This is a genomic window from Ruegeria haliotis, assembly GCF_013377785.1.
Taxonomy (GTDB): domain Bacteria; phylum Pseudomonadota; class Alphaproteobacteria; order Rhodobacterales; family Rhodobacteraceae; genus Ruegeria; species Ruegeria haliotis.
In genome coordinates this window covers 27677-43024 of the sequence record NZ_JABXWT010000001.1, presented here as the reverse complement: position 1 = coordinate 43024, position 15348 = coordinate 27677, and the positions used below count along the sequence as shown (strand labels likewise).

Sequence of the window (15348 nt, the reverse complement as noted above, 5' to 3'; positions counted from 1 at the left end):
ACACCTCCTCAGTATGCGACGGACGGTAACCAGGTGGCGAGGGTCGGCCACAGGAAGACCAATGCAAGGCCGGTCAGCTGCAACAGCACGAAGGGGATGATGCCACGGTAGATATGCGTCAACTGGATCTCGGGCGGGCACACACCTTTCAGATAAAACAGCGCAAAGCCCACGGGCGGCGTCAGGAAACTGGTTTGCAACGTCACCGCGACGAGGATCACGAACCACACCAGCGCCGGTTCATCCAGAACACCAAAGCCGGGGATATCCATGCCGAGGCCGTTCACAATGGGGCGCATCAGCGGCAACACGATCAGCGTGATCTCGATCCAGTCCAGCACAAAACCCAGAAGGAACACGATGAAAAGGATGAAGATGATTGTGCCGTTTGAACCGAAGCCAGTGGATTGAACCACGTGCTCGATCAGCTCATCGCCACCCAACTCGCGCAGGACATAAGAAAACACGGTCGCACCAAGGAAAATTGCAAAGATGTAAGCGGTGGTGTTGAAGGTTGATACCAACACATTCCAGAGCTTTTGGAACGTCAGCTTGCGATACCCCAGCGCCAACAGCGTCGCACCCAGAGCACCGATGCCCGAGGCTTCGGTCGGCGTCGTCAATCCGGCAAAGATCGACCCGAGAACAGCCAAGATCAGCGCCAGTGTTGGCAGGACAGCGACCAGCACGTCCTTGACCGCAGCCCAATCCGGGGCCTTGGCACCCTCGGGCGCTGGGGCCGCATCTCGTTTCACCAGTGCCAGAAAGAAGATGTAGGTCAGGTACAGACCACCGATAATCACACCCGGAAACACAGCGGCCATGAACAGATCACCTACAGATAAGGCCATCTGGTCGGCCATAATTACCAACATGATCGAAGGCGGGATCAGGATGCCTAGCGTTCCGGACGCCGAAACCACACCTGCTGCCAATGTCGGCTGGTAATTCTGCTGCATCATGGACGGTAGTGACAGCACACCCAGCAACACCACCGACGCACCAATGATCCCTGTGGAGGCCGCCAGAATGATACCGATCAGCGTGACGGTAATAGCCAGCCCGCCACGCACGGTTCCAAACAAGCGCTGCATCGAGGTCATCAACCGTTCCGCCACACCGCTTTCATCCAGCATGAGGCCCATGAAGATGAACATCGGCAGCGCCACAAGCACCGCATTCGACATCGTCGCGTAGACCCTATTCACCACAGCCCCAAGGGTCAGATAGTCGAGACCGGTAAAGGTGCTCTCTAACCCCGTCCACAACATCAGGTCGTTGTCGAATAGATAGGCCAGACCACAATACGCGACGCCAACACCGGCCAACACCCAAGCCACCGGATAGCCGGTGAACAGCAGCGCGATGAAGGTCAGGAACATGGCGATAACCAGCTTTTCCTCGGTCGTCTCGACCAGGAAAGTCAGCGCCACGCAAACAACGGCAAACACGGCCAGCACCAGCAAGATGCGCCGCAACGACCCGCCTTCGCGCTCCGTGGACGGTCCGTACAGCAGGGCGTGCCCGTCGTGGATCAGCCGCGCCAGTGCGGCCAGTGCCAACAGGATGAAGCTGATCGGAATCACTGCCTTGAACGCCCAGCGCGCGGGCAAACCAGTGGGGCTGTCCGAACGTTCGTTGACCCGGAGGCTCTCGTAGAAATAGTCATACCCCTGATCAATCATCAGGTAGATGAACGGTGTCAGCAGGCACAGAATGCCGATCACTTCGATAATGCGCTGCGCCCGGCGAGATAACTGCATATGCAGCACGTCGACACGCACATGGCTGTCGGTGATCAGCGCGTAAGAGATGCCGATCATGGTGACGATGCCATAGAAATGCCACTGGATCTCGTCCAGTTTGGGATAGTTCTGGCTGAGAAGATAGCGCAGCGAGACCTGACTGAAGATCGCCGCCATCAACAGAACATTGGCCCACATCACCACATGTCCGATTGCCTTGACGCCTGTGTCGATCGCAACAGCGATTTTCTGACGGTCGGTGTCGGGGTGTTCCAGGATGCCCTCATAGGCTTCGACCGGATCGCTTGGGTTCTTGTGCGTGGCCATGGTCATTCCTCGCTCAGCAGCCCGGCGTGCGGGCAGTGAAAAGTTAGAAATTCCGAAATTCAGGAAAAAGGGCCGAGGCGGCGGATTATGCCGCCCCGGTGTCGTCAGTCAGGGAGGTTACTGACGAGGGAGAAACGCGTTTGTCTTCCACAGGGCATAACCGTCGCGGAACTCGTTCATGTCGGCCAGAACCTGAGCGAAGAAGGCGTCATTGGCGGCCTCTTCTGCGGCAACCTCTTCCCAGGTTGCGCGGAATGTGTCGAGCATCTCGGGCGACCACTGCTTGAGGGTAACGCCATTGTTTTCGACATTGTCGATCAATGCGGCGTGCTGGATGGCTTCACCTTCGGCAAAACTGTCCGCCATCGAGGCTTTACAGGCGCTTTCGATAATCGCTTTGTGCTGATCACTGGTCTCGTTCCAGACATCCTTGTTGATCAGCAGTTCGAACACGGTGGCCTGCTGATGCCAGCCGGGGAAGTAGTTGAACTTGACCAGCTTGTGGAAACCCAGACGCGCGTCGATGGCTGGCATCGAGAATTCGGTCGCGTCGATGGCGCCTTTTTCCAGCGCGGGGAAGATCTCACCACCCGGCAGCAGCGAAGTCGCCACGCCCAGCTTCTGCATCACTTTGCCGCCAAGCCCAAAAAAGCGCATCTTGAGACCATTGAGGTCTTCGGGCGAGTTGATCTCGGTCGCGAACCAGCCTGATGTCTCAGGCGCGATGATGGCACAGGGCAGAACGTGGACATTAAAGCCCGCCTGATCGTACATCTCCTGATACAGCGACATGCCGTTACCGTAGTACAGCCACGCCATGTATTCGCCCGCCTCAGGACCGAACGGAACAGCCGAGAACAGCGGCGCGGCAGGGATTTTGCCCGCCCAATAGCCAGCCGTGGTGTAGCCCGAATTGATCTTGCCGGTGGATACCGCATCGAGGATCTCGAACGGCGGGACCAATTTACCCGGTTCGTACACCTTCATCTTCAGTGTGCCGCCCGACATCAGAGCCAACTGGTCGGCAACACGAGGGATGGGTGAACCAAGACCCGGAAGCTCGGTCGAGAAGGCAATCGGGGTTTTCAGCAACAGCTTGTCAGCAGCAACAGCGGGTGCGGCAAGCAGGCTGGCGGCAATGGCGAGGCTCGTCAGGGTCTTTTTCATGAAATCTCCTCCAAAGTAGTTCGGGACATCCATCCCGATCAGAAGCGCAGGATCGTCCGGCGTTTCGTCGGTGGTAAATTAACTTTACCAACTAAAACCAGTCAACATTTTTATTTACCATTGGGTTACCCCCATGGATCATTACCGATGAAGATTCAGCAGAAAAGCGGCGATGATTCAGTACCAGAAGTGGCGTCTGATGCTCAAAAACCGTTCACAATCAGACAACTGACCCTCACCCGATACAGGTATTCTGCAGCTTGAATTTTCGCGACATATGGTTATATTTATTTACCAACACATTCCAAGCTGAGCATCAGACAGGGCGGCATCTCATGAGCACTATGGCGATATTTGAACCGGTTGGGCACGAATCGCTGGCCGATGCTGTGGTGTCGCAAATCGAGGAACTGATAGCCTCGGGCATCCTGAAACAGGGACGTAAATTACCGTCCGAGCGTGATCTGGCCGAGATGTTGCGCGTGTCGCGGCCCAAGCTGCGCGAGGCCCTGTCTGTTCTGGAAGGGCGCGGCCTTGTCACGACCCAGCACGGTGAGGGCACATTCGTCGCCGCGCTGACCGGTCAGGCGATGATGCCTGCACTTCTTGCCCTGTACGAACGACATGAACCGGCCTTTTTCGACTATCTGGAATACCGTCGCGAGCAGGAAGGATTTGCCGCAAGGCTTGCCGCGCGCCGGGCGACTAAAGCGGACAAAGAACGGTTATCCGAAATATTGGCCGAAAATGAACGCGCGTGGCAGGTGAAGGATGCGAAAGCATCGCAGGAAGCTGACTTTGCCCTGCATTCCGCAATCGTGGACGCCAGCCAGAATGCGACTCTGATTCACATGATGGCATCGATCTACGAACTCACGCGCAAAGGTGTGTTCTATAACCGTGACTTTCTGAAAACGATCGACGGAACCGGCGAAAAACTGTTGCAGCAGCATCTGGAACTTGGACGGGCGGTGATTGAAGGCGACGAAACGCGGGCCGAGAAAGCCGCGACAGATCACATCGACTTTGTAGAGGAATCGTTCAAGCTGGGGATTGAGCGGCATCGGCGCGAAGCAATGGCCGAAAAGCGCAGACTACTGGCGCGGTAAACAGCGCAGTTTCAAATCAGCAGCGCCCAAACCGGATTGCCGGATCGGGCGCTGTTTTTCTGTTTCAAGTACTGCGCGTCGGTCTCTTACAAGACGGCGCGTTGGGCGTGCCCGCCTTCTTCTGCGAGCCGCGCGGCCACAGAGGCCACAGCAAGGTCCTGCAGCCCGACGCCGGTACCATCGAACAAAGTGACCTCGTCCGCGCTGGTCCGGCCGGGATGATCGCCGTTGATGACGGCCCCAATCGGAATGATCCGCTCTTCGTTCAGCGTACCATCGACCACTGCATGCTGGGCCTCGCCCAACGAGATCGACTGGGCGATCTCATCGGTGAAGACGGTGGCTGAAGCAACCAGAGCCGCGTCAACCTCTTGCTTGCCCTTAGTATCGGTACCCATGCAGGCCAGATGTGTGCCGGGTTTGATCCAGTCTTTCATCAATAACGGCTCAAAAGCCGACGTGATGGTGATAATGACGTCTGCCTGCGCGCCAAGCTGCTCTTGGCTAATCGCTTCGAATTCCAGACCGATCTCGTTTGCGACCTCGCCCAGACGTGGCAACATTTCGGGATGCGGATTCCAGGCGACAACTTTTTCAAAGTCGCGTTGCTCGGCTGCGGCGCGCAGTTGGAAGGCGGATTGATGACCCGCGCCAACCATGCCCAGAACTTTAGAGTCCTTGCGTGCCAGATGAGCAATCGAAACGGCCGAAGAAGCCGCCGTGCGCACTGCAGTCAGGTAGTTGCCACCGACCAGAGCAGCCAGTTTGCCCGTATCCGGATCGAACAGGAACACGGTGGACTGATGATTGGTCAGCCCTTTATCCATGTTGCCGGGCCAGTAGCCGCCGGATTTCAGACCCAACACCTGACCCGCCCGGTCAAATCCGGATTTGAAGCCATAAAGGGCATCGGCATATCCAATCGCCTCTCGGATGACCGGGAAATTATAGGCATCGCCGCGTGCCATGGCGCCGAACACGGCCTCGACCGCATCGAACGCATCACGGCGTCCGACCAGCTGCTGGCACAGTTCTTCTCCGACGATCAGCAGACCTTTATCCGACATATCTTTCATGACCTCTTCTCCAGCGTTTAAGGTGCAGTTCAATACGCTTTTCCGCGCGCAGAAACTGGCCACAGGGTTTCGACTTTACCGCCGCGCACTCCGACATACCAATCGTGCACGTTGGCCGTTGGATCGCAGTGGCCGGGCACCAGACGCAGCTTGTCGTTGACTTTGAGAACGCCGTCCGGATCCGCCACAACCCCGTGCTCGTCCGAGCATTTGACGTATTCCACGTCCGAGCGCCCAAAGATCACGGGCAGGCCGCTGTCCACCGATTGGGCCTTGAGGCCCGCATCGACGATGGCTTTGTCAGCCTTGGCGTGGCTCATGACGCTGGTCAGGATGAAGAAGGCGTTTTCCCACTCGCCCCGGTCGATGCGGTTGCCGTCCTTGTCGAGGATACGTCCGTAATCGGCATCCATGAAGGCGTAAGACCCGCATTGCAGCTCGTTGAAAACGCCGGATGTACTCTCAAAATAGTACGATCCAGTCCCGCCACCGCCAACGATATCGTAGTCCAAACCTTCGGCCTTCAGGCCATCGACGGCGTCTTTCACCATAGCCACGGCAATATCGATTTTGGCCTTGCGATCCTCATAGAGGTCCATGTGCTGCATCGCGCCCTGATAGGCCTGAATGCCCGCAAACTTCAGACCGGGGGCCACGTCGATTGCCTTGGCAATGGCGATCACCTCGGGCGTGGTGGTCACCCCGCAACGGCCCGCGCCACAATCAATTTCGACGAGGCATTCGATCTGTGTGCCGTGTCGCTGCGCCGCCTCGGACAGATCGGCCACATTGTCGATGTCATCAACACAGCAAATCGTCCGTGCGCCCAACTTGGGCATCCGCGCCAGACGGTCGATTTTGGCCGGGTCACGTACCTGGTTCGAGACCAGAACGTCCTTGATACCACCGCGAGCAAAAACTTCAGCCTCGGACACTTTCTGGCAACACACACCACAGGCGCCGCCCAGATCGATTTGCATCTGGGCCACATCGACGGATTTATGCATCTTACCATGAACGCGGTGACGCATTCCGTGGGCCTTGGCGTAGGCACCCATCTTTTTGATATTACGCTCCAGCGCATCCAGGTCCAGCACCAGAGACGGAGTCTGAATTTCGGCCTCATTCATGCCAATCGCGGCAGGAATGTCAAAGCCAACTTCAAGCTGATCGATGTTCACAGGCTTGTTCATCTTTCTTCCTCCTCAGCCCTTGATCCAGGGCAGTTTATCCAGATCCACATTGCCGCCAGTGATGATCACGCCGACACGCTTGCCCCGGAACACGTCCGGGTTCTTCAAAATTGCCGCCAGGGGTACCGCGCTGCTGGGCTCCATCACGATACGCAGGTATTTCCAGGTGATCTTCATCGCGTCGACAATGTCCTGCTCGCTGGCCGTGTGGATATCGGCCACGAAGTTCGACACGAAATGCCATGTGTTTTCCTTCAGCGGCACTTTCAGCCCATCGGCAATGGTATCGGGCGCATCATCGGCAATGATGAGACCGGCCTTGAAGCTGCGATAGGCGTCGTCAGCTTGCTCGGGCTCGGCTGCATATATCTTCACTTCGGGCGCCAGATTGGACAGGGTCAAACAGGTCCCCGACACCATGCCGCCACCGCCGATGGGCGCCACCACCGCATCCAGACCATCGGTTTGTTCCAACAGCTCAGCCGAACAGGTCGCCTGCCCCGCGATCACGCGTGGATCGTTATAGGGATGCACGAACTCACCACCCGACTGCTGCTGAACTTGCGCAAACACGGCCTCGCGCGAGGTGGTCGAAGGTTCACATTCGGTGATGATACCGCCATAGCGGCGAACGGCATCCTTTTTGGCCTGCGGCGCAGTGCGCGGCATCACCACATTGCAGGGAATTCCACGCCGCCCGGCTGCATAGCTGAGGCTCAGCGCGTGGTTGCCCGAGGAATGGGTGGCGACACCGTGCCTGGCGGCCTCGTCATTCAAGCCAAATACGGCGTTGCAGGCACCGCGAACCTTAAAGGCACCGGCCTCCTGAAAGTTTTCGCACTTGAAGAACAGTTGCGCGCCGGTCAGGTCGTCCAGATAGGCAGACCGCAGCACCGGCGTGCGGTTAATATGTGGCCTGATCCGGTCATGCGCCTCGCGCATATCGTCCAGAGTCAGACAATCGGCTGTGGTCATAGCATCAAGCATTCCAAACCTCCTCAGGCCGCGGATTGCATGGGGTTGGCGCAGCTGGTTCGGAAATACTCCTGCGCTGCGGCGACGCCGCTGCCCAGCTCGACCGGGTAGTCCAAATCCGCCATCGACATCTCGATTGTCGCCAGTCCGGACAGCACCATGACGTCTGTCAGGCTACCCAGATGGCCAATGCGGAAGGCTTTGCCGTTCATTTCGCCCAGACCGATGCCAAAGCTGACCCCATAGGTGTTAAAGGCGTGATCGGTCAGCGTGTTGCTATCGAACCCTTCGGGCACATAGATCGCGCTGACTGTGTCGGAATACAGGTCCGGCGATTGTGCAACGAGATTCAAACCCCAAGCGGCAGTGGCTTTACGCACCCCCTCGGCTAAGCGGAAATGGCGGGCATAGACATTGTCCAGACCTTCCTCGAACAGCATCTTCAGGCTTTCGCGCATGCCGTAGATCAGCTGCAGCGGTGGCGTGTAGGGAAACCCTCCCGAGGCGTTCGCGGCCATCATATCGCGGAAATCAAAGAAAGTACGCGGTAGCCTGGCCTGCTCCATCGCGTCCAGCGCCTTTGGGCTGACACACAGGATGGCCATACCGGTTGCCAGCATGAATCCCTTCTGTGAACCCGAAACGGCGATATCGACACCCCATTTGTCGAACTCGAACGGCATCGACGCCAACGAGCTGACACAGTCCACGAACAGCATCGCGGGATGGCTGCTAGCGTCCATCGACTTGCGCACCGCGCCGATATCCGATCGAACGCCTGTGGCAGTTTCGTTGTGCGTGACAAGAACAGCCTTGATCCGGTGATCCCGGTCATCCGCAAGAACCTCGGCGAATTTGTCCGCAGGGGCACCGCTGCCCCATGGGCAGTCAATGATGTGCACATCCAGACCGTGGCGCTGACACAGGTCGATCCAACGATGGCTGAACATGCCATAACGGGCGACCAGAACCGTATCGCCGGGACTGAGCGTATTTGAAACTGACGCTTCCCAACCGCCAGTTCCGCTGGCCGGAAAGGTGACAATCTTGCCCGAGGTCGTGGCAAACACTTTCTTTGTGTCTTCCAGCACGGGCGCAAAGGTCTCTACAAAATCTGGCGCGCGGTGGTCTTGGGTCTGAACCTGCATGGCCAGGCGCAAACGATCAGGAATATTGGTTGGGCCTGGGATAAAGACCGGGTTTTGATTGGACATCGTCTCTTCCTCTGCTTTGAGGAAATTGTCGTACCAGCGCCTGTATTTTGCAATTTTTTCGAAAATGTTTTTTAGTATGTGAAAAATACGTGTAACGCCCTAATAATCATAGGTGTGAGAATTTTTCATTTTTGGCGCACATTTTTTCAAAAATGAAAAACTAGATTGCAGCGTTCTGGAATTGCGCTCAGATCATAAGGAGAATTCGGGTTTGGAGAATCAAAAACGGGCGCGCGGCAGGCCCAAATCCCAGTTCAAGGAAAGCTCTGCCGGGATGCTGCAATCCCTGGATCGCGCGCTCGGCACCCTGAGCACCGTGGCCAAACTCGAAGCCTGTACGCTCAGTGACCTCAGCCGTGAAACAGGTGTGCCGACCGCCACAACGCACAGGATCCTGACCACCCTGTCAAATCGGGGCTACGTGAGCTTTGATGAAGACCGGCAGGAATGGATGATCGGGATCGAGGCATATCGCACAGGTGCATCCTACCTGAAGCGCAATAGCGTCGTTGAAATCGGTCGCCCGATCATGCGCAAACTGATGCAGGACACCGGTGAAACCGCCAATATGGCCACGCCAAATAAGTGCGACGTCGTATTTGTCAGCCAGATTGAAACCGGAAACCCGATACGGGCGTTTTTCCCCGCAGGTTCCCGGACGCCAATGTACGCGTCGGGCACCGGCAAAGCCCTGCTGGCGGCAATGCAGCCTAAAGCACTGGAGAAAATCCTGTCTGCAACAGCGTTTGAATCCTTCACTGAACGCACTCATGCAAACACAGACTCGTTGTTGTCGGATCTTGAGACAATTCGTCACCGCGGATGGTCTTTTGATGAAGAAGAAAGATACTACGGCATGTCTTGCATCGGTGCCGCAATCTACAACGAGCAAAACGAACCTTGCGCGGGTGTTTCGGTGTCGGGACCCACAGCAAGGTTTCGCGGGTCGGCGACCCAGCGTTTTGGCGAATTGGTCGCCGCCGCCGCGCGCGAGATCACTTTGGCAGTGGGCGGTCACCCTCGGTAACTGCGCCAGGAGGTGCGGGCCCGAGGTCATCTGCATTGAGGTGGCAATCCGATGAAGACGCCGTCTCGCACTGCGGCGGGCATCTTCAGTGCGCTTTCACCAAGCCTGAACAGCCTTCATAAAATGGTTGTGGCCCCGCGACTGCCTATCTCGGATCGAGGCGTTGCCAGAGCAGGCTGGGTCGGACAAAAACCATATACTGCAAGCCATTATCTGGTTGGCGGACATGAAGGATTTTGCCGAAATGAACGCCATCTGGGACACCTGGGCGCCCGAGGGTCACGCCCCTGCCCGCGCCTGCGGCGAGGCAAAACTGGCGCGCGAGGCCCTGAAGGTCGAAATCATTGTGACCGCCGCTGAAAAATAAAACGCCGATAACGGCCCGACCTCAGTTCTGCAACCGAATATGCAGGTCGGGCCAATCTCTACGTCCATCTCCTGCGGATTGAAGCTCTGCATAACCGCAAGCTCACGTGGCTCGCGGCCGCTGATTGGAAAATCTCAGTGTTCACTTTTGTGTTTACCCGATGCAATTGGGGCACGGCCAATATCGCCCGAACATAGCCTAATCTGGAACTGGCGGCATTAACTATTGAACGGCGACCAAACGAGAACGGTTGGGTGGCTTTGCCTCCGAACCAGCATCGGCATCAGGACAAAGCGTCCGGAGCCTTTTGTTCGTGTCCACAATGGTCTTCATCGACACATCCAATTTGATGAGGGCGTGGGAACCCTGCGATCAACGAGCCAAGCCATTGCCAAACCGCAGTTTTTTGGGGCAATCTGCGCAATCCGGGCCAGCTCCGCCAGTCAGCGCCCCGCGCTGTACGGACCGTTGAGACCTGCACCGAAGTGTTGCGGTCACCGCTGTCGTCCAGGAACGCCATGATTGGATTGACGCCAAGTTCCAACCATCCAACGCGGGCCTTCAGTCCGCGCAGCGAGATAAAATTCCACCCAAGACCAATGCAAATATTTGATTTTCATGCTGTGGCGCCAACGACCAACGCGATGGAATTGTCAAACCAGCATCAAAATTCGCTTGCTATGCCGGTTTAGTAGTCTATCCGGTCTCACATAAACAAAACACATGGCAGGCGCATGACCGAACCCTCCCCTTCTTTTCGGGACAAACTCGAAGTGACCACAGCTCGTGAATGGGTAACGATACTTTCCAAATATCGCGAACCAAACCAGCTAAGGAGCGCCTTCGAGCTTGGGGTCAGTGTTGCCCCCTTCCTGTTGCTTTGGGGTTTGGCGTGGGCGTCGCTGTCTGTCAGCTACTGGTTGGCGCTGGCAATCTCGGTTTTGAATGCCGCCTTCCTGTTGCGTCTGTTTGCCATCCAGCATGATTGCGGCCACGGGGCATTCTTCAAGAACCGGGCGCTCAGCGACTGGGTCGGGCGGGCGATCGGAGTGGTCACACTGACACCCTATGACGTCTGGCGGCGCACCCATTCCACGCATCACAATTCGGCGGGCAATCTCGACAAACGAGGGATGGGTGATATCCACACCCTGACAGTGGCCGAATACAATGCGCTGACACCTGTCAACCGCCTTCGGTATCGGTTGTATCGTCACCCGCTCACCTTGTTCGGGTTCGGTCCCGGCTATCTGTTTCTCTTTCAGAACCGCCTTCCACTTGGCCTGACAGGCAACCTCAGGTTTTGGATCAGCGCGATGGGAACCAACGCCGCCATTTTCTTCGTGCTCTTTGCGATATGCTATTTCGGCGGATTGATGCCGGTTTTGCTGATTTTCCTGCCCTCGACACTCATCGCTGCAACAGCCGGAGTTTGGCTGTTCTACGTTCAACATCAGTTTGAAGACACGCATTGGAATTCCGATGAGGACTGGCAGTTGCACGAGGCCGCGCTCCATGGCAGCTCGTACTATAAACTACCGGCTGTGCTGCAATGGTTCAGCGCCAATATCGGCATCCATCATGTGCATCACCTGTACAGCCGCATCCCCTTTTACCGCCTGACGGAAGTGCTCCGGGATCACACTGAGCTGGCAGACAGCAACCAGATGACCATTCGGGAGAGCTTTGCCAATGCAAGGCTGCACCTATGGGACGAACAGGGCAAACGGCTGCTGTCTTTTGCAGAAGCGCGGGCCCTTTACGGCTGATCCAGCCTGCCCGAGTACATAGCTGTAATAAAAATTTTCACGGACCACTCTGCGTAGACAGTGGCGGTTTTCCGGGTCGGGTGCGCCTCAAAGCCCACGCCCTGGATCAGGCTTCGTGCAATCTGATAACCACTTTGGCAAACTCAGACTTCGCACAAATCACAATGCCCTCAGCCACCCTTCCACGTTCCGGTCGTCTCGGATATGAGGGACGTAGCGCCAGCGGAGCATCGCAGGCCTTCAAATTCAGCGTAAGCAATTGGGAGCCCGTCAATGATGTTTCGTCGCCTCGCTTTTGCGGCAGTCTTCGCCAGCACTTTCACGCCCGTCGTGATGGCACAGTCTGCCGCGGATGACCCCGCAGGTCTTTTTCTGGAACTCAATACGGTTCAGGACGTTGATGGCGCGTGCCGATTAACTTTCGTGGCGAGGAATCAGACTGGCACAGCAATCGACAAGGCCGTGTTCGAGACCGTAATTTTCGATGCAACGGGCACTGTTGTCAGCTTGTCGCTCTTCAACTTTCGCGAGCTCCCGACAGACCGGCCCCGCGTGCGCCAGTTTATTCTGCCAGGGATGAGCTGCGACACTGTGGGACAAGCGCTAATTAACGGCGCAAGTTCGTGCGTTGTTAACGGGTCTGAAAGCGAAATCTGTCGCGAAGCACTGTCGCTGAGCAGCCGTGTAGATATGGAGCTTTTGGGATGAACGCTCTTGCCGCACTCCGTGAGATCCTCGCCCTCGGTGGGCCGGTGGTCGCAATCCTGATCGTGATGTCTGTACTGACGCTGGCAGTCACGCTTTACAAGCTTTGGCAATTCGCAGCCTGCGGCGTTGGGCGGCACCGGATCCTGTCTGAGGCTTTGACAGCCTGGGACGCAGGGGATCGCACCGCCGCCCGTGCACGTCTGGCCAAAAGCCACAGCTACCTCGCCCCCATCGTCAGCGCGGCAATGGACGCGCGGGACGTGCCCGGCATCGATGACCGCCTGGATGCCGAGGCCGGGCTGGCGCTTGCCGGGCTCGAGCGTGGTTTCCGACTTCTCGACACCGTCGCGCAAATCGCACCTTTGCTGGGGCTTTTCGGCACCGTGCTGGGGATGATTAACGCATTTCAGAGCTTGCAGACAGCAGGCGCTTCGGTCGATCCGTCGCTTTTGGCGGGCGGAATCTGGGTTGCGCTGGTGACCACAGCGACTGGTCTTGCCGTCGCAATGCCAACCTCGATGGTTCTGTCCTGGTTCGAGAGCCGCACCGCCCGCGAGCGTGTTTTTGCGGACAAGGCGTTGCGGACTGTTCTGATACCGGGCCAACCGGCTCCGACAGTGGCGGGTCCAGCGACCGCGCCTGAGCATGCGTAACACGGCGCCCTTCGTCAGGCGGCCGATGTCGATGACGCCACTCATCGACGTCATTTTCCTGCTTTTGCTGTTCTTCATGCTGACCTCGACCTTTTCCACCTTCGGCGAGATTGAGTTGAGCAATGCAACAGCCGGTGCAGACGCAACAGGCGCGCCAGCTGAGCGGGTCTTTGTGCAACTTGGCGCCGAGCGGCTGGTTCTGAACGGAACGCCGGTAACGCTGGATGAATTGACCACGCAGGTCGAAACCGGTCAGGTTCTGGTCAGCCTTGATGCCGACACCTCGTCACAGCGCCTTGTGGATCTTCTGGTGCGCCTGCGCGGTCGGGATGGCTTGACGGTCACGGTGCTGGAATGATCCGCTACGTTCGCCCACGCCGCAAGCGCGACTCGACCATTCCGCTGATCAACGTCGTCTTTCTGATGCTGATCTTTTTCCTGATCGCAGGCACGGTGGCCCCGCCACTGGACCCTGATCTGGAGCTTGTGGACACAGCCGAGCTTGAGGGGCGTGAACCGCCGGACGCACTGGTGCTGCACAAAGATGGGACACTGAGTTTTCGGGGCGCGTCGATCGATCCGGAAACCTACATGGCCAGCCGTGACGCCGGTCCGGTCCGAATCGTCCCCGACCGAAACGCCTCGGGCCCGCGCCTGATCGAGGTTACCGGCGCTCTGCGTCGGCTGGGCGCATCTTCGGTTTTTCTCGTGACCGAGCAGGCCCTCGAATGATCCGCGGATCTGCTTTCGTCGCGATTGCAGCCATCTTGCTATCGCTGCTGGCGCATCTCTTCGGCCTTAGCTTTACCTCACCTAATTTGGTCGAGCAGCCCGTTGCGGGCAGCACACCGGATTCCGTCGAACTGGGCAACGCCTTCGAAGATTTCGCCGAAGCCGCAGCCGAACCCCTTCAACCAGAGCCCGCAGAAGTTCCCGAACCCCCGGTCGAGGCACAACCGGAGCCCGAGCCCGCAGAGGTTCCGGTCAGCGAGGCGCTGGTAGCGTCGCCCGATCCGAAACAGGTTTACGCACCCGATACCGGCGCCTCCACGGTCGTGCAGCCGGAGGCGCCCAAACCAGAGGTGACCGAGGCTGTGGATCAGTCTGAAGGCGAGGAAGCGGCAAGCGATGATACAACCGCCACGCCACCGGTCGAGCCCGACACCGTTGCAGAAACGCCGCTAGGGTCGCCTGACGCCAGCACAGCGCCTGTCACTCCCGAAACGGAACAGCTTGCCGCATTGCCCTCACCTGCCCCTACGGCGGTCCCTGTTGTCCCGCTAGAGCGTGAGGCGATTGAGCCCGAAATTCCCGATACACCTGTCGAGCCTGTACCTGAAGATACCGACAGCGCGGTAACCGATGATGAAACCGGCACCTCTGAACAGGCGGTGACTGCATCGATACGCCCACGCCTACCGGATCGCCCGCCCTCACCAGAACCGAAGGGGGCCGTCAACGGTTCAAGAAATTTCGAAAATCTACGCTATCCCGAGCAACTTATCGATTCACCACTGACCGTTTACCGACGTGAAGGTGTCGATGCTTTTAAACGCAGCAGTGGCAGAAATCAGTCTGGTGGGCGCGGGCCTGGAAACTCGGACACGACAAACTATGCGGGTGAGGTTCTGGTTCATCTCAATCGCGCACCGATTGTCTATGTCGCAGCGCGAGGGTTCGCCAGAGTGTTCTTTGAAATCAACCCCGACGGGACACTGGCCTGGGTCGACGTCATAGAAAGCTCGGGTTCGGCAGACGTGGACCGGGCGGCCAAGGAACAGGTCCGAACCGCGTCCCCCTTCCCGCGTCCGCCGGGTGGCGTGAGCCGAAAGCTGTCGTTTTTCTATCAAATCAACTGAACAGAAAGATCAGTGTTTCAGAAGTTCCCACTGGCAGGCCAAGCGTGGTTGAACACCCATTGCTGCCTGGAAAACTGCGATACTTTGCTGGTCCTGTTCGGGACAGCTCACTGAGACAAATTGTAGTGGTTCAGATGTGATCTGACAGTTTTCCGTTTT

Annotated in this window: 14 protein-coding genes and 1 pseudogene; 9 read left to right on the top strand and 6 right to left on the bottom strand. The window is 57.6% G+C overall.

The genetic code is table 11. The features are described from left to right. Positions 1-8: 8 nt before the first annotated feature. Positions 9-2078 (bottom strand): TRAP transporter large permease subunit, encoded by a 2070-nt coding sequence (locus HW561_RS00210; protein ID WP_328803209.1) that lies wholly within the window; start codon positions 2076-2078, stop codon positions 9-11. Positions 2079-2189: 111 nt separating this feature from the next. Continuing rightward, on the bottom strand, positions 2190-3239 hold the full coding sequence (locus tag HW561_RS00205; protein ID WP_176861169.1) for a TRAP transporter substrate-binding protein: 1050 nt from the start codon (positions 3237-3239) through the stop codon (positions 2190-2192). A gap of 335 nt (positions 3240-3574) precedes the next feature. Here HW561_RS00205 and HW561_RS00200 point away from each other — a divergent pair, with 335 nt between their 5' ends. Then, entirely contained in the window at positions 3575-4348 is a 774-nt protein-coding gene (locus HW561_RS00200) for a FadR/GntR family transcriptional regulator (protein ID WP_176861168.1), read from the top strand. An 86-nt stretch (positions 4349-4434) separates the two neighbouring features. On the opposite strand, the gene bhcD is transcribed toward HW561_RS00200, so the two are convergent. Genes bhcD through bhcA form a run of 4 tightly spaced genes read right to left on the bottom strand, consistent with a single transcriptional unit; the run spans position 4435 to position 8806 of the window. Then, positions 4435-5400, bottom strand: a complete 966-nt coding sequence (gene bhcD / locus HW561_RS00195; protein WP_456239025.1) for an iminosuccinate reductase BhcD — start codon at positions 5398-5400, stop codon at positions 4435-4437. A gap of 53 nt (positions 5401-5453) precedes the next feature. Continuing rightward, positions 5454-6617: a 3-hydroxy-D-aspartate aldolase BhcC gene (gene bhcC, locus HW561_RS00190; RefSeq protein WP_176861166.1), complete on the bottom strand. Its 1164-nt coding sequence runs from the start codon at positions 6615-6617 to the stop codon at positions 5454-5456. A 12-nt stretch (positions 6618-6629) separates the two neighbouring features. Next, entirely contained in the window at positions 6630-7604 is a 975-nt protein-coding gene (gene bhcB / locus HW561_RS00185; protein WP_176861165.1) for a beta-hydroxyaspartate dehydratase BhcB, read from the bottom strand. Positions 7605-7615: 11 nt separating this feature from the next. After that, a complete protein-coding gene (gene bhcA, locus HW561_RS00180) occupies positions 7616-8806 on the bottom strand; it encodes an L-aspartate--glyoxylate aminotransferase BhcA (RefSeq protein ID WP_176861164.1) in 1191 nt (396 codons plus the stop codon). Between the two features lie 211 nt (positions 8807-9017). Between bhcA and HW561_RS00175 the strand changes: the two genes are divergently transcribed. From HW561_RS00175 to HW561_RS00140, 8 genes and pseudogenes are all read left to right on the top strand, one after another. Further along, complete coding sequence (locus HW561_RS00175) at positions 9018-9833, top strand: IclR family transcriptional regulator (protein ID WP_176861163.1); 816 nt, start codon at positions 9018-9020, stop codon at positions 9831-9833. A gap of 136 nt (positions 9834-9969) precedes the next feature. Continuing rightward, positions 9970-10200: pseudogene (locus HW561_RS00170) on the top strand (RidA family protein); the annotation flags it as partial. Between the two features lie 734 nt (positions 10201-10934). Continuing rightward, on the top strand, positions 10935-11969 hold the full coding sequence (locus tag HW561_RS00165) for a fatty acid desaturase (protein ID WP_176861162.1): 1035 nt from the start codon (positions 10935-10937) through the stop codon (positions 11967-11969). A 273-nt stretch (positions 11970-12242) separates the two neighbouring features. Beyond that, positions 12243-12677: a hypothetical protein gene (locus HW561_RS00160; protein WP_176861161.1), complete on the top strand. Its 435-nt coding sequence runs from the start codon at positions 12243-12245 to the stop codon at positions 12675-12677. Then, positions 12674-13330, top strand: coding sequence for a MotA/TolQ/ExbB proton channel family protein (locus tag HW561_RS00155; protein ID WP_176861160.1), 657 nt, complete (start codon positions 12674-12676; stop codon positions 13328-13330). Before HW561_RS00160 ends, HW561_RS00155 begins: the two co-directional genes overlap by 4 nt. A 31-nt stretch (positions 13331-13361) precedes the next feature. Further along, the gene (locus HW561_RS00150; protein ID WP_176861159.1) at positions 13362-13688 is read left to right on the top strand and encodes an ExbD/TolR family protein; all 327 of its coding nucleotides are present in this window, start codon (positions 13362-13364) and stop codon (positions 13686-13688) included. Beyond that, positions 13685-14062 carry an ExbD/TolR family protein gene (locus HW561_RS00145; RefSeq protein ID WP_176861158.1) on the top strand — a complete coding sequence of 126 codons (378 nt, stop codon included), beginning with the start codon at positions 13685-13687 and terminating at the stop codon, positions 14060-14062. Before HW561_RS00150 ends, HW561_RS00145 begins: the two co-directional genes overlap by 4 nt. Then, positions 14059-15189, top strand: coding sequence for an energy transducer TonB family protein (locus HW561_RS00140; RefSeq protein WP_176861157.1), 1131 nt, complete (start codon positions 14059-14061; stop codon positions 15187-15189). Before HW561_RS00145 ends, HW561_RS00140 begins: the two co-directional genes overlap by 4 nt. Positions 15190-15348 lie beyond the last annotated feature (159 nt).